Below are 15,671 nucleotides of genomic sequence, written 5' to 3' on the forward strand. Positions count from 1 at the left end.
TTGGATACTGCTTAACAAGGGAGTATGTTTTTCTAATCTACTTTTGGATTATTCAAACGATAACCTTTAAAACACAATAATATGAAAATGATTAAAATTTCAATGTTGGCATTAACTCTAGGATTAATGTCATTTTCGGCTGTTGCTCCCGTGAAAAATTTAGTTTCAAAAGTGGCTGCCACTGCCTCTTCAATCGTATGGAAAAATGAGAGTATAGATGTGGGGACTATTCCTCAAAATACTCCAAAACCTATTGTATTTGAATTCAAAAATACTGGAAAAACTACTGTCATAGTTACCAATGTGCAGGGATCTTGCGGATGCACGGCAACAGATTATACCAAAACACCAATTGCTCCGGGGAAATCAGGTATAGTTACTGCTACCTATAATGCAGCGAATGTTGGAGCATTTACCAAAACAGTATCGGTAACTACAAATGCTGAAACGACTGTTAAAGTTTTGACTATTAAAGGAACTGTAGTTGCAGCGTCTGCTGCAGCGAAAAGTTAATTTTAGAATCATTAAATGATCTTGAACCACCTGAAAAGGTGGTTTTTTTGTTTTTAATAAGAGCTATGCAAATTTTTGATTATAGTTTGAAAAAATAGTATCTAATCCTGAATCGCAATCGTTTTATATTTGCTATCTATACTATTGTGAAAAGCCCCAAAAGATTATGAATTATATAAAAAAATGCCTTTTATTTTTATTGGTTTCCGTTTCGTTCGTTTCGGTTGCCCAAAAAAAGGCAGATGCCAAATCTCTTTTTGAGTACCAAGGAAGAATTGAAAAAATGCAAGACGACAAAGTTGTTCTCATAGGTTCTGCTTCTTCAGTGTCATTTGATTTTAAAGGAAATTCCTGTTCCATTTCTTTGCAAAGTGTTGAAAATCATCAAAATTATGTTTCTCTAGAACTTGACGGTAAATATATCGGAAGAATTCGAATCGAAAAAGGAGATGTAAAATCCTTTCCTATTACCGTTTCAAATGCTATAAAGACACATCATCTTTCCATTTATAAAGCGACAGAAGCTGCCAATGGAGGCGTTTTATTTGCTGGAACTGCAGCGAAGCTGGTCGAAAATACTGCACCTAAAAACAGAAAAAAAATTGAGCTCATTGGTGATTCCATAACTTGTGGTTACGGAAACGATGCGTCCACGATTCCTTGTGGTAGTGGTGACTGGTATGATCAGCATAATGCTTATTGGGCATACGGGCCTATACTTTCAAGAGCGTTGAATATCGATTATTTGTTGAGTTCCGTTTCGGGTTATGGAATGTATCGCAACTGGAATGACGAGCATCTTGATGAACCCAATATCCCCGATGTTTACGAAAATTTATATCTGAATAGGGACAGTTCAAAGCCTTATGATTTTGCTTTTCAACCTGATTTAGTGAGTATTTGTTTGGGAACCAATGACCTTTCAGATGGCGATGGCAAAAAAGCGAGATTGCCATTTAATGATGAAAAATACGTTTCGAATTATATTGATTTCATCAAAACGGTTTACAAACACGCTCCAAATACTAGAATTGTTTTGCTGACAAGTCCGATGGTTTCGGGTGAAAGAAATGTAGCTTTTGTTAGATGTTTGAAAAAAGTAATGATGGCTTTTGAAAGCGATAAAAAACATAAACCAATTGCGTTGTTTGAATTCAAACCGATGAGTCCAAAAGGTTGTGGCTATCATCCCGATATTGCAGATGATAAAGTGATGGCCGACCAGTTAATTCCTTTCTTTAAAAAAATATTGAATGAAAAATAATATAATAGCATTTGTTCTTTTTCTAATGCTTTCGAATGCCGCTTTCGCAAATGTTACGCTGCCCAACGTGTTTTCGGATAATATGGTTTTGCAACGAAATACAGAAGTTACCATTTGGGGCTGGGCAAATTCACAGGAAGAAGTGGTGATTACCCCAAGTTGGAATAATGAAACCTATAAAGTTAAAGCTAGCAATCAAGCGAAATGGGGAATTGCCATTCCAACACCAAAAGAAGGAGGGCCATATACCATTACGATAAAAGGGTATAATGAAATTGTCTTGAAAAACATTTTGATTGGTGAGGTTTGGATTTGTTCTGGGCAATCCAATATGGAAATGAATGCCAGTTGGGGAATTGAAAACGGTGATGAAGCTGTAAAAAATGCAACAAACCCAAATATTAGATTGTTTTTGGTCCCAAAATTAACTGCTACTACTCCTCAAAATAATCTTTCTGGAAACTGGACAGAATGCACTCCCGAAACAATGAAATATTTTAGTGCGGTGGGTTATTTCTTTGGAAAGCGCTTGCAGGAAGAATTGAAAAATGTACCTATAGGTTTGATTTCGTCCAATTGGGGCGGAACACCTGCTGAGATTTGGATGCCAGAAGAAGTGATTCAAAACGATGCTATTTTATTGGAATCGGCGAAAACGAGGAAAGAAGAAATCTACGGTCCAAACCAACCAGCGCGTGCTTTTAATGCAATGATTTTCCCTTTGACTAAATTCAAAATTGCGGGAGCATTATGGTATCAAGGGGAAAGCAATGTAGGATCAGCGGTTTATGATAAAACCCTTTCGGCTTTAATCACTTCTTGGAGAAAATTGTGGGGATATGATTTTCCATTTTATTTTGTTCAGATTGCACCTTATAAATATGGGGAAGATCATTTTGGCGGAGCCATTATTCGTGATGCACAACGTAAAGTATTGCAGGAAGTTCAAAACACTGGAATGGTTGTGACTAGTGATATTTCGACAGCTGAGGATATTCATCCAAAAGATAAAAAATCGGTTGGGATTCGTTTGGCTAATTTGGCTTTGGTCAATACTTATAAAACTAATTCGGCATTGGTAAACGGGCCGTTTTATAAAGGAATTAAAATCGAGAAAAATAAAGCGACAGTGATTTTTGATTATGCTGAGGGATTGTATTTTAAAGACAAGAAAGCTGATTTGTTTGAAGTTGCAGGAGCTGATAATGTGTTTTATAAAGCGACTGCTGTCATCAAAAACAATGCAATAGTATTACAATCGGATAAGGTGAAAGCTCCCGTGAAAGTTCGTTACGCTTGGAAGAATACAGATCAGTCGACTCTTTTCAATAGAGCGAATTTACCGGCTTCGTCTTTTATCTCGGAATAATAATATAGAGATGATTTGTTTTTTCGTATAAAGATAAAATGTTGTCGTTTACTCTGAATTGCGTGAGGGATAGCAGGCGGTATCCTCGCAGCGTAGCGGAGAGATAAAGACGTATAGCCCGACTCTTGTCCTGATTTTTCTTCAGGACAAGAGACACGCCCAAAAAGAAATTACAAATTATGAAAAAGAATACATTAATTATTGCAGGGATTTTTGCCCTGATTAGCACAGGAAATATGATTGCACAAAAATTACCACATTTAGACAAAACAAAACCGATTGAAGAACGCATCGATTTGTTGATGAAACAAATGACATTGGAGGAAAAAGTCGGGCAAATGAATCAATATAATGGTTTTTGGGAAGTAACTGGGCCGGCTCCAAAAGGAGGAAATGCCGAGTTGAAATACAAACATTTACGTGATGGTTGGGTAGGTTCGATGCTGTCGGTTCGCGGGGTGAAAGAGGTAAGAGCGGTTCAGAAAATTGCCATTGAGGAAACCCGATTGGGAATTCCATTAATAATTGGTTTTGACGTGATTCACGGGTACAAAACGTTGAGTCCAATTCCGCTTGCAGAAGCGGCGAGTTGGGATATGGAAGCGATTAAAAAATCGGCTCAGATTGCGGCAGACGAGGCTTCGGCATCTGGAATCAACTGGACTTTTGGACCAAATGTCGATATTTCACAAGATGCCCGTTGGGGACGTGTGATGGAAGGTGCGGGAGAAGATCCTTATTTGGGAAGTAAAATTGCAAAGGCAAGAATTACGGGTTTTCAAGGTGATACGAGAGCTGACTTGCAAAAAGTAAATACGATTGCGGCTTGCGCCAAACATTTTGCTGCATACGGTTTTGCAGAATCTGGAAGGGATTATAATACGGTGGATATTAGTAATTCAAAATTGTACAACACGGTTTTGCCTCCGTTTAAAGCGGCGACTGATGCAGGCGTTCGTACTTTGATGAATTCGTTCAATATTTTGAATGGTGTTCCTGCAACGGGAAATGCCTTTTTGCAAAGAGACATTTTAAAAGGTAAATGGAAATTTGATGGTTTTGTGGTTTCGGATTGGGCTTCGGTAAGAGAAATGATTGCCCACGGTTTTGCCAAAGATGGTGCGGAAGCTACTGCCAAAGCCGTGATTTCTGGATCGGATATGGATATGGAATCACATTTGTATGTATCTGAATTAGTGAAACTGGTGAAAGAAGGTAAAGTAAAAGAAGCTTTGGTTGACGATGCCGTTCGAAGAATTTTGCGCGTGAAATTTGAATTGGGATTATTTGATGATCCTTACAAATATTGTGACGAGAAAAGAGAAAAAGCAACGATAGGTAACAAAGCCAATAACGACGGAGTTTTGGATATGGCCAAAAAATCTATTGTGTTGTTGAAGAACGAAAAGAATTTACTTCCGCTAAAAAAATCAGGACAGAAAATTGCTTTGATCGGGGCTTTGGCAAATGACAAAAACAGCCCATTGGGAAGTTGGAGAATTGCATCGGATGATAATACCGCTGTTTCGGTTCTGGAAGGAATGCAACATTACAAAGACAACCAATTGACATTTGAAAAAGGAGCCGATTTGACTATTGGTAAAACGGCGTTTGTGGATGAATTGGTTTTTAACACTACAGACAAAAGCGGATTTGAAGCTGCCAAAAAAGTAGCTGCAAATGCAGATGTTGTAGTGATGGTTTTGGGAGAACACGGTTTTCAGACTGGAGAAGGACGCAGTAGAACTAATCTTGATTTGCCAGGAGTTCAACAAGAATTATTGGAGGAAATCTACAAAGTGAATCCAAATATTGTTTTGGTTTTAAACAACGGAAGACCACTGGCTTTGCCTTGGGCAGCATCACATATTCCTGCTATTGTTGAGGCTTGGCATTTGGGAACGCAAACTGGTAATGCTGTGGCGCAAGTGTTGTATGGAGATTACAATCCAAGTGGAAAATTGCCAATGTCTTTCCCAAGAAATGTTGGTCAAGTGCCTATTTACTATAACAACTATAATACGGGAAGACCTGTAAATAGTGATAAAAATGTATTCTGGTCGCATTTTAGCGATGTAGAAAAAACGCCTTTGTATCCTTTCGGATTTGGGTTGAGTTATACAACTTTCGATTATAAAAATTTAAAAATTAATAAGTCTGCTTTCGCAAAAGGGGAGCCGGTTGTGGTTACTGTGGAGATTACTAACTCGGGTAATTATGACGGTAAAGAAGTGGCACAATTTTATATTCAAGATGTCGCCGCAAGTTTGGCCAGACCTGTAAAAGAATTAAAAGGTTTTGAAATGGTAGCCCTGAAAAAGGGTGAAACCAAAACTGTAACGTTTACTTTGACTGACAAGGAATTAGGTTTCTTTGATAATGAAGGCAATTATTTGGTAGAATCAGGAGCTTTCAAAATTAGGATTGGAGGAAGCTCAGACACAGGTTTGGAAAGTGGTTTTGAATTGCAATAAGACCTCACCTCAAATCTCTCCAAAAAAGAGGGAGAAGTAATTTTTCATTCTATTAATTCTATTCCACTTAATAGAATGGACTAATTTTAAACCCGATTTGTATTTAAAACAAGTCGGGTTTATTTGTATTATAAATTTACGAATGCGAACTTTACCAATTATAAATTAAATCAAACCTTAAAATTGATATAATGAAATACAACAGATGTGGAAAAAGCGGGTTGTTATTGCCTCAAATTTCTTTGGGATTATGGCACAACTTCGGTTCGGTAGATAGTTTTGAAAATGCGGAAAGTATTGCCAAAGCAGCTTTTGATAAGGGAATTACTCATTTCGATTTAGCTAACAATTACGGTCCGGTTCCAGGTTCGGCAGAGACTAATTTTGGTGCTATTCTTAAAAATAATTTTAAGGGAAACCTTCGCGACGAAATCGTAATTACGACCAAAGCGGGTTACACAATGTGGGATGGACCTTATGGTGATTGGGGTTCACGCAAGTATTTGTTGTCGAGTTTAGACCAAAGTTTGAAACGAATGAATTTGGAATATGTAGATATTTTCTATTCACACCGTTTTGATCCCGAAACACCTTTGGAAGAAACAATGATGGCTTTGGATTATGCAGTTCGAAGCGGTAAAGCTTTGTATGCCGGAATTTCAAATTACAATCCTGAGCAAACAAAGGAAGCTACTGAAATATTGAAACGATTGGGAACACCTTGTTTGATTCATCAAGTGAAATATTCAATGTTTGTAAGAACTCCCGAAGAAGGATTACTTGATGTTCTTGAGGAAAAAGGAGTGGGCTGTATTGCATTTTCACCTTTGGCACAAGGACTTTTGACCGATAAATATTTAAAAGGAATTCCAGAAAATTCTCGGGCTCACAATCCAAATGGGCATTTAAAAGAAGATGAGGTTTCTGAGGACAGAATTCAAAAAATCATTAAACTAAATGATATTGCAAAACAAAGAAATCAATCTTTGGCACAAATGGCGTTGGCTTGGTTGCTAAAAGATAATAGAGTTACTTCTGTTTTGATTGGTGCCAGTTCTGTGGGACAATTGAACAATAATATTGATTCACTGCAAAATCTAGAATTTTCATCTGATGAATTGAATGCGATTGAATCTATTTTAAAATAAATGTTTTGCATCGTGAATAAATGACGACGAAGAGAAGCACTGCGGTGCGTCTCTTCGTCGTTTTCTATTTAGGCGAAATTATTGCAGATAATCCACCACCGCTAGCCAAATGAAAGGTAATTTTACTGGCGGAATCAACGGTGATTTTTTCTCTTTTGTAATCAACTGCCGCTTTCTCGGCATTTAACCCATCTGTAAATAAATCCGCTTCGAATGTTTTTCCTTTTTCTAAAAATGAAAAGTCAATAGTAATATCTCTGGAATTCCAGTTTGTAATTGCTCCAAGATACCAATTGTTTTCTTTTTTTCTGGCAATCGCCACGTAATTTCCAACACTTCCATCCAATGCAACCGTTTCATCAAAAGTGGTTGGGATTTTCGCGATAAAATCGGTTGATTCTTGTTCCTTTATGTAAGCTGTTGGGCTGTCGGCCATCATTTGCAAAGGGGCTTCAAAAATAGTGTACAGCGCCAGTTGATGGCACCTTGTTCCTTGACTTACGGGATTCGAATGGCTGGGTTTGAATTCGCTTTTTGTGGCATTTCGCATTGCGCCTGGTGTATAATCCATCGGGCCAGCGATCATTCGGATAAAAGGAATGGAACAATCGTAAGTAGGAACATCATCGTTTGGTGTCCATTTGTTGTTTTCAAGCCCTTTTACGCCCTCAAAGTTCAAAATATTAGGAAAAGTGCGTTGGATTCCTGTTGGTTTGTACATACCGTGGAAATCCAATAATAATTTATGATCTGCTGCTTTTTGGGCAATTTCATAAACCGAATTTACCATTTTGGCATCGTCCCTGTCAATGAAATCTACTTTAAACCCTTTAATGCCCATATCGCCGTAGTTTTTGAAAACGGCATCAATATTTTCGTGTAATGCCATCCAAGAAGCCCAAAGTATGATGCTCACATTTTTTTCCTTGCCATAAGCAATTAAGGCTTTTAAATCTACTTTTGGGTTGTGCTCCATAATGTTCGTTTCTACGCTCCAACCTTCGTCCAAAACAACGTATTCCACTTTGTTTTTGGAAGCAAAATCAATGTAATATTTATAGGTTTCGGTGTTGATTCCTGCCTGAAAATTTACGTTGTAGATGTTCCAGTCGTTCCACCAGTCCCAAGCTACTTTACCTGGTTTAATCCAGCTTACATCTTTTATTTTGGAAGGTTCGGACAATCGCTGAACCATATCATTATTGGCTAAGTCTTTGTCGTTTTCTGAGATAACGACAATTCGCCAAGGGAAATTTCGTGTGCCTTTTGTGTTAACCAGATAATCGGCTCTTTGGCTAATTAATTTGTTGAGGTAGTTGAATCCTCCGTTCATTTCCTGCAAAGGATATTTTGGAAAACGGGCTTCAAATCCTGATTTTGCTTTGTTGTTAGTTACAAACATTCCTGGATAATCTTGAAGGTTTGCTTCCAGGAAGACTGCTTTTTTCTGATTTTTAAAATCGACCAAGAAAGGCAAAAATGCTAAAGTATCTTTGGCAAATTCGCTTATTTTTTTGTTTTCGTAATGGGATTCGAAAGAGGAAATATAAGGGTCTTTTGGGGCTCTTAAATCCCGAACATAAGGCATTAAAGTTGCATAATCCTTGTCAAAATTCAAAACCACTTCTTCCGATTTTACGATAATGTCACTTTTCTTTTTGGTAATAAATCGATAGGCAACACCTTCATCAAAAGCACGGTATTCGATACTGAAATCGCCTTTGAAATTCAAAAGCAATTGATTGTAATTATCTTGAACTGTTTTCTTTTTGTAAAGTGGAGATTCAAAAGAGGTGCGAATACTTTCTTTTTTTGAATTTAAAAGCATTGGATTTTTACCTAATATTTCGCCTTCATTTACAGTCATAGACATTGGTGAAGTAATCAAAATAGTTTCGTTTTGGTGCGTTATCGTCCAAGTTATTTTATCGGAAAGCGCAATGTTAATTTCAATTTTTCCATTGGGAGAAACCAATTGAAAGTTTTGTTTCTTTTGAGAATAGGAATTGTAAAAAGACAAAACGGCAAACACTAAGATTATTACTTTTTTCATATTTTTTTAGATGCTAAGATTCTAAGAGACTAAGTTACTAAGATTTATGCAGAAGATAATTTAACTTAGAATCTTAGAGACTCATTTCTGTAATTCCAAATTATACTTCTTAACAATTTTCAAAGTCGATTTATCAGTTGAAAAAACCGAATTCAACCCTTGAGGTTCCTGTGGTGGATCGGTAGTCAAAGGATCGCCTGGTTTCCATTTTCCATCTGCAGTTACTGCCTTTCCTTCTCCACCAAAACCCCAAAAATTAGCAGCTTGCAGCACACCTTTATTGGCAACACTTTCAGCAACTAGGTTAAAAATATAATTATAAAAAATATCCCTGTTGGTTACAGAAGCTGTTGAAACCAAACCTTCATTTTCTCTTGGTAGACCAAACTCTTCAATAATAATAGGCCTTTTTAAATTATTGGCAACTTTTACATGCAAGTCAATATATTTTCCCGCATTTTCAAGTGTGGTAGGTAATGTTTTTTCGGCATCTTCCGCTTTGTACCAATTCCAGTTTTTTGGCCAAATGTGCATCGTTAAATAATCAATATTCGGATTAAGATGCGTTCTTTCAAAAATTTCCATACTGTCGTTGGAACTGTTTCTTCCCTCAGAACCGGTAGAAATCAAATGGTTTTTGTCCAAACTATCAATCAAGTTGACAATGTTGTTAAGCCAAGCAGTAAATTTAGCTTCATTTTCAACAGTAAAAAGTCTTGGTTCATTCCCAACCTGCCACGCCATAATCGTATTGTCCTCCGTATATTTTCTTTTGGTGTAGGCGTTTGTTCTGCCCAAAATAAATTTCACGTGATTGTTTAACGCTTCCATACAAGGCTCACAACTATGGAACTTTTCGGTATAGGACATAAATTGTGGCCAAGTATTTGGTGGAATTGCAGGAACTGGAATAGCTCCGTAACCATTCCATTCCAAGTATTGCGACATTCCGCCGGACCATTCCCAGTTATTTGTCAGGAACAAAACCGCATACATATTGCGTTTCCCCATTTCGGCGATAAGGAAATCTAAGCCGTCAAGTAAATCTTGGTCGTATTTTCCCTGTTCGTATTGCAAAGCTGGACGAACGGTATAATCGTATTTTCCACCATCTCCACCTACCAAAATTCGCAAGTTGTCGATGCCGTTCTTTTGCATCAAATCCAGTTCTCGAAGCAATCTTTTTCGGTCCCCCACATTTTTAGAAGCTAACAAACTTCCGTACCAATAATTGGTTCCAATATAGGAATAAGGTTTGTCACCTTTGAAGAATTGTGTTCCTTTTACTGTAATTCTATCCTGTTGTTTTTGAGCATCACAAGAGATGCTGATCAAACAAATAAGGGCTAAAACTATTTTTAATGCTGATTTCTTCATAATTAATTTGATTTATTTTCTGGAGCTTAATCCTGCTATCCGCTTCAAGTCCTCATCAGGTTGATAAAATTTTTGAGTGCTTGAAAGAGCTTCTTTCAGTCGCTTTTCAAACACAAAAAATTTAAGTCAACCTGACTCCGGGCTTTTTACTACTATCAGGGCTAGGGCATTCCGTTTATGATCTTATTTACACAAATTATAAGGCCTTTTGCTCTAAACTTGTATTTGCTTTTTTTTTCTAAAAAACTATTGTCACAATGAGTCACATTAAATTCGGTGAATTAATTCAATACAGGCTCTACCATTGTGGTAAGGGCATTTCCAGAAACCAGCTTTGTCTTTTTCCATAGTGGAATAATCCGCATAGATTCCCCAAAACCATTCTCCTTTTTCTTTGTCAATAATATACTTTTGAGTGAAGTCCCAGTTTTTGAAAACAATGTCCAAGTACTCCTGTTTTCCGGAAAGTTGCCAAGCAGTAAAATAACCAATCATCAATTCGGATTGTGGCCACCAATGCTTTTCGGCCATCAATTCTTTGGTTTCGGGATCGTATTCATACCATAATCCGCCATCTGAATCTATTCCTTCTTTGGTAACATCCGCAATTTGAATGGCGTGTTTTTTATAACTGGCAATTAATGTCGAATCTTCAGAAATTTCGGCACATTGCAATAAAAGCCAAGCTGCTTCAATATCATGTCCATAGGAGATAACGTCTTTCTTTTCTACCCAATTTTCATCAAAAAATAATCTTAAATGCCCAGTTTCAGTATTGATAAAGTATTTTTCGATAGTTACCAATAATTCAACAATGACCTTTAGTAATGATTCGTCTTTCCAAACGGTATATAAATTTGCATATCCTTCTACGATATGCAAATGGGTATTCATTGTTTTCTTTTCGTTAGCATCTTTTTCGCTCAAGCGTAAATCTTCAATAGGTTGCCAGTCGCGGGTAAATGCTTCCAGATATCCACCGTTAACAGCGTCATAACTGTGTTCTTGAATTTTTTGGAATAACGCAATCGCAATATCCAATGCTTTTTCATCTTTGGCAACCGAATAATATTCACTTAATCCATAAATGGCAAAGGCCAAAGCATAAATTTGGTTTTTGGTGTCTTTTGGAGTTCCGTTATAATTGACGCTCCAGAAAATACCTCCAAATTCAGTGTCGTAAAAGTGTTCTGAAATGTATTCAAAAGCACGTTTTGCTGTATCTAAATGTTCTTTGTTCTTTGAAATTTTATAAGCTGCAGAAAAGGTCCATAGTAATCTTGCATTCAATACAGACCCTTTCTCTGCTTCATTGTTTGTGTTGTTATTGTAATCTATTTGACCAATAAAACCTCCGTTTTTTTGATCAATAGTGTTTTCCATCCAATAGGAAAGAATACTTTGAAGCTCAAGCTTTAATTCTGTTTTTAGATTTTTTAAATCGGTTTGCACAATTATGAAATTTCTTTATTTTTATTCACTTGTTTGATAATTGTATTGACAGAACCCGCAGAAGTTAAGGTGTCTTCGGGTGTATTTATAACATAATCCACAAGTTTATCTACAGATGAAACCGCTACATGCATTCTGGTATCTGAGGAAGCATAATAGATATAAACAGTTCCGTCATTGTCTTCGATCCATCCATTAGAAAATAAAACATTGGAAACATCTCCAACTCTTTCTATGCCTTCTGGTGCCATAAAATGTCCTGCAGGAGCATGAGTTACTTTTGCAATGTCATTCAAATCCGTCATAAACATGTACAGAGTATAGCGCAAACCGGCGGCAGTATTACGAACTCCATGAGCTAAGTGCAACCAACCTTTTTCAGTTTTGATTGGTGCTGGTCCCAGACCATTTTTCAATTCATATACAGTGTGGTATTGTTTTCCATAAATGATTTTTTCCTCATTTACAACTGGATTGGTCATGTCTTCCACAAATCCAAGTCCAATTCCACCACCATTTCCTACATCGATAAAACCATCTTGCGGACGAGTGTACAAAGCATATTTTCCGTTTACAAATTCAGGGTGCAATACCACATTACGTTGTTGTCCTGTATTCGAAATCAAATCAGGTAATCTTTCCCAGTTGATTAAATCTTTGGTACGTACAATTCCTGCATTGGCAATAGCGGTACTGGTGTCGTCTTTTGGTGCTGATGGATCTTTTCTTTCAGTACAAAAAATACCGTAAATCCATCCGTCTTCATGCTTTATTAAACGCATATCATACACATTGGTGTCTGGTTCTTCAGTTTGGGGAATCACACAAGGTTTGTCCCAAAATTTGAAATTATCAATACCATTAGGACTTTCGGCAATGGCAAAGAAAGATTTTCTGTCGGCACCTTCCACACGAGCCACGAGGATATATTTGTCATTCCATTTTATGGCTCCAGCATTGAATGTCGCGTTTATGGCAATTCTTTCCAAAAGCAATGGATTTGTATTTGGATTAAAATCAAATCTCCATTCCAGTGGTGTGTGTGCGGCAGTTAAAATGGGGTTTTTGTAGCGAGTGTATATTCCGTTTCCAATACCTTCTTGTGGTTCGTTTTTTGTTTGAATTAAAGCATTGAATTGTTTGTCGAGTTCGATTTTTATTTGTTTTAAATCGGTATTTATTTTTGTAGTGCTCATAACTGAATTTTCTAAAATCAAGTATTATTTGTTTAAATTTCTTTTGTCATTAAGTTCGTCTTCAATGGTCTGTAGTTTTTCTTCAGATAAAGGATAGAATAGAATGAAAAGTACTGATAGTGCGGCAGCAATTGCCGGAAGTATACTTAGCATTAGTAATATTCCGTTTTGTGCAGTGATAGTTTGCACTACATTTGCTTGGAAGCCAAAGTATCCTAAAAGCCATCCAGTTGCAGCACCGCCGATTGTCCAACCAAATTTTTGAGACATCGAGGAAGCTGAAAAGATAAGACCAGTGGCTCTTCTGCCTTGTTTCCACTCGGAATAATCTGCACTATCAGCATACATGGACCAGATTAATGGGAAGATGCAACCTGCGCAAATACTAATCATTACTTGGAAAACCATAATCAGTACAATATTTTCTTTTCCGATATAATAGAAAAAGATACTTAAAATAGCGGCAAGTGCCATAGCCCCAAAAAAGGTTTTCTTTTTACCAATTTTGTTGGCGATTGGAGTAGCTGCAATCACACCGATGATGTTTGCGGCTTGTCCCAATACCAAGTAAAGAGTGGTTGGAGTCATCGCAAAATTTTCTCCCAAAATGTTGAAACTATAACTCACAGTACTGCTTACATAATATTTGAAATAATAAACCGCGGCCCCATCACGGATAGAATTGAATACCAAAGCGCCAATTCCGGCACCTAGTAAAATCCACCAAGGTCTGTTTTTAAGAAGGTCGTTTAAATCTTCTTTTAAATTTGGTTTTTCATCATTTATAGGTTGTACTCTTTCTTTGGTTAGAAAAAAGCAAGACCAAAAGAAAATTGTAGTGATGATTCCAAAAACGATTATAGTGTATAACCAGCCTGTTTTTGAGTTTAAACTTCCTCCAAAATGATTTACCAATGGTTCAATTAACCAAAGGGCTAATAAGCTTCCGCCAAAAGCAAAAACCATACGATAGGAGGAAAGAGTAGTGCGTTCTTTTCGGTCACCAGACATTACTCCAAGCAAAGAAGCATATGGCACGTTGATTATTGAATATACCATCATCATTAATGAATAAGTAACGTAAGCATATATTATTTTTCCTTTTTCATCAAAGTCTGGGGTATAAAAAGTCAGTACTCCAATTATGGCAAATGGAATCGCTGTCCACAATAAATACGGTCTGAATTTTCCCCAACGGCTTTTGGTACGGTCCGCAATAATTCCAACCAATGGATCAAAACAGGAATCCCAAATTCGGGTAATCAAAAACATAGTTCCAACCACGGCAGGCGCTATCCCAAAGACATCGGTGTAAAAAAACATCAGATACATGCTGAAAATTTTCCAAAACATGGAGGAAGCAGCATCTCCTAATCCGTAGCCAACTTTTTCTTTTAAACTGATTTTAGAATCCATTACTTTCTTGGGGTTTGTTGTCATGGTTTTATTTTTTATAAAGGTTTATTTTTGCGGCATCTTTTTCAAAAAGAATGTTGTCTAGATTGTAAAATTGGATAAAATCTTTTTCACTTACTTGTCCTTTGAACGGAGCATAATAATGGAATTTTTTTTCTTTCTCCTGCCATCCGTGATTTCTCCAAACCAACACATAGGATATTTTGTAGGACCCCATAGCTTTCATTAAAGTATCTGTCCACCATTTATCATATGGAATGGCTTCGTAACCCGTTTCTGCAAAAGCAATGATTTTATGTTGCTCTTTGGCAATTTGGGCGATTATTCCAAATTGTCTTTGACAATTTTTCACAAAAGAATTGTCTTTCAAAGGATCATTGTAAATGTATTTGTCAAAACTTAAAATATCAGCATATTCGGGGCCTGGATAGTATTCTAAGAAATCTTCTCTCGAATTAAAATCGGCAGTGTTGTACACGTAAATTAAATTGTGAACTCCTTTCTTTTGAAAATAATCAATAGTGAATTTCCAAAGGTTTTTAAACTCTTCAGGGCTTCCATTGTTTTTGCACCACCAGAACCAAGTTCCAGTAAGTTCATGAAACGGACGATACAATAAAGGAATTAGATTCCCTTTTTTATCCTTTAAAGTTAAGATGTATTTTGCAGCTTCATCCAGCCAAGCTTTATATTTTTCATGACTTTGACCTCCAGGTAAAGCAGAAGCCAATGATTTTGGAGTAGTGTCCCAAGCATTCCCATCTGTTAAAGGATTATTAGAATGCCAACTGATAGTGATAATACCTCCTCTGTTGTATCCGTCAATTATATATTGTCTCATTTTGTCAAAAGGAATGCCGTCTATATTTTTATCTGACTTGGTTTCAAGTCCCCCTAAATCCCATCCGTAAACCGCTGGGTAATCTCCAACGACATCTTTTACATCACTTCTTCCTTCTTCATATTTCCAGTTTACACCGTATGCCAAATCATCTTGATGACCAAATAAAATGCCTTTATTGATAGTTTTTTGTAAATTTTGATACAACTGTATAGTGTTTTTGGTAGATTTTTTATCAGATAATGATAATTTAGTATCACTGTTCTGTGAATAGCAGGAGTAAAATATGTTAAAAATTAAAAAAAGTGAGGATATATAGCTTGTTTTTGTCATATCTGTTGTAATGAGTTTTTATTGGCTTAAAATAAAATAAAAATCAATTCGGATTGAATATCAAATGATTAAAATTTTAAAGTTGCAATTTTATATTTTTATTAATTTTTTGTCAAAATGTTAAAAAAATAACGGCTTTAAAATGATTTATATTTTTTTAAGATATTTTTAGTTTTAAAAGTATAAATCCATTTTTCAAAGATATAGCAATAAGATCTTTTGGGTTAATATTATT

At 36.4% G+C, this 15,671-nt stretch carries 11 protein-coding genes; 5 read left to right on the top strand and 6 right to left on the bottom strand.

Features of this window, described 5'->3' with window-relative positions; all coding sequences use genetic code 11:
• The first annotated feature begins 81 nt into the window (after positions 1-81).
• The 5 genes from AC1DY0_RS12415 to AC1DY0_RS12435 all read left to right on the top strand — a co-directional run bounded on the left by AC1DY0_RS12415 (position 82) and on the right by AC1DY0_RS12435 (position 6,768).
• The gene (locus tag AC1DY0_RS12415) at positions 82-513 is read left to right on the top strand and encodes a DUF1573 domain-containing protein (protein ID WP_477188912.1); all 432 of its coding nucleotides are present in this window, start codon (positions 82-84) and stop codon (positions 511-513) included.
• Between the two features lie 166 nt (positions 514-679).
• Entirely contained in the window at positions 680-1,777 is a 1,098-nt protein-coding gene (locus AC1DY0_RS12420; protein ID WP_477188913.1) for an SGNH/GDSL hydrolase family protein, read from the top strand.
• Positions 1,767-3,146, top strand: a complete 1,380-nt coding sequence (locus tag AC1DY0_RS12425) for a sialate O-acetylesterase (protein WP_477188914.1) — start codon at positions 1,767-1,769, stop codon at positions 3,144-3,146. The genes AC1DY0_RS12420 and AC1DY0_RS12425 overlap by 11 nt, the downstream gene beginning before the upstream one ends.
• 179 nt (positions 3,147-3,325) lie before the next feature.
• Entirely contained in the window at positions 3,326-5,620 is a 2,295-nt protein-coding gene (bglX, locus tag AC1DY0_RS12430) for a beta-glucosidase BglX (protein WP_477188915.1), read from the top strand.
• A 191-nt stretch (positions 5,621-5,811) separates the two neighbouring features.
• Complete coding sequence (locus AC1DY0_RS12435; protein WP_477188916.1) at positions 5,812-6,768, top strand: aldo/keto reductase; 957 nt, start codon at positions 5,812-5,814, stop codon at positions 6,766-6,768.
• A gap of 64 nt (positions 6,769-6,832) precedes the next feature.
• Here the strand turns inward: AC1DY0_RS12435 and AC1DY0_RS12440 are convergent, their stop codons facing one another.
• From AC1DY0_RS12440 to AC1DY0_RS12465, 6 genes are all read right to left on the bottom strand, one after another.
• Entirely contained in the window at positions 6,833-8,821 is a 1,989-nt protein-coding gene (locus AC1DY0_RS12440; protein WP_477188917.1) for a glycoside hydrolase family 97 protein, read from the bottom strand.
• 81 nt (positions 8,822-8,902) lie between these two features.
• Complete coding sequence (locus tag AC1DY0_RS12445) at positions 8,903-10,198, bottom strand: glycoside hydrolase 5 family protein (protein WP_477188918.1); 1,296 nt, start codon at positions 10,196-10,198, stop codon at positions 8,903-8,905.
• A 267-nt stretch (positions 10,199-10,465) separates the two neighbouring features.
• Positions 10,466-11,650, bottom strand: a complete 1,185-nt coding sequence (locus AC1DY0_RS12450; RefSeq protein ID WP_477188919.1) for an AGE family epimerase/isomerase — start codon at positions 11,648-11,650, stop codon at positions 10,466-10,468.
• A 2-nt stretch (positions 11,651-11,652) separates the two neighbouring features.
• Positions 11,653-12,846, bottom strand: a complete 1,194-nt coding sequence (locus AC1DY0_RS12455) for a glycoside hydrolase family 130 protein (RefSeq protein WP_477188920.1) — start codon at positions 12,844-12,846, stop codon at positions 11,653-11,655.
• 24 nt (positions 12,847-12,870) lie between these two features.
• Positions 12,871-14,286: an MFS transporter gene (locus AC1DY0_RS12460; RefSeq protein WP_477188921.1), complete on the bottom strand. Its 1,416-nt coding sequence runs from the start codon at positions 14,284-14,286 to the stop codon at positions 12,871-12,873.
• A gap of 4 nt (positions 14,287-14,290) precedes the next feature.
• The gene (locus AC1DY0_RS12465; protein ID WP_477188922.1) at positions 14,291-15,436 is read right to left on the bottom strand and encodes a glycoside hydrolase family 26 protein; all 1,146 of its coding nucleotides are present in this window, start codon (positions 15,434-15,436) and stop codon (positions 14,291-14,293) included.
• Positions 15,437-15,671 lie beyond the last annotated feature (235 nt).

This window comes from Flavobacterium sp. P1_E4 (genome assembly GCF_056405915.1).

What these genes read in the sequence shown, in the direction of transcription:
- AC1DY0_RS12415 (WP_477188912.1), top strand. Translation starts at nt 82, where the DNA reads ATGAAAATGATTAAAATTTCAATGTTGGCATTAACTCTAGGATTAATG.
- AC1DY0_RS12420 (WP_477188913.1), top strand. Translation starts at nt 680, where the DNA reads ATGAATTATATAAAAAAATGCCTTTTATTTTTATTGGTTTCCGTTTCG.
- AC1DY0_RS12425 (WP_477188914.1), top strand. Translation starts at nt 1,767, where the DNA reads ATGAAAAATAATATAATAGCATTTGTTCTTTTTCTAATGCTTTCGAAT.
- bglX (WP_477188915.1), top strand. Translation starts at nt 3,326, where the DNA reads ATGAAAAAGAATACATTAATTATTGCAGGGATTTTTGCCCTGATTAGC.
- AC1DY0_RS12435 (WP_477188916.1), top strand. Translation starts at nt 5,812, where the DNA reads ATGAAATACAACAGATGTGGAAAAAGCGGGTTGTTATTGCCTCAAATT.
- AC1DY0_RS12440 (WP_477188917.1), bottom strand. Translation starts at nt 8,821, where the DNA reads ATGAAAAAAGTAATAATCTTAGTGTTTGCCGTTTTGTCTTTTTACAAT.
- AC1DY0_RS12445 (WP_477188918.1), bottom strand. Translation starts at nt 10,198, where the DNA reads ATGAAGAAATCAGCATTAAAAATAGTTTTAGCCCTTATTTGTTTGATC.
- AC1DY0_RS12455 (WP_477188920.1), bottom strand. Translation starts at nt 12,846, where the DNA reads ATGAGCACTACAAAAATAAATACCGATTTAAAACAAATAAAAATCGAA.
- AC1DY0_RS12460 (WP_477188921.1), bottom strand. Translation starts at nt 14,286, where the DNA reads ATGACAACAAACCCCAAGAAAGTAATGGATTCTAAAATCAGTTTAAAA.
- AC1DY0_RS12465 (WP_477188922.1), bottom strand. Translation starts at nt 15,436, where the DNA reads ATGACAAAAACAAGCTATATATCCTCACTTTTTTTAATTTTTAACATA.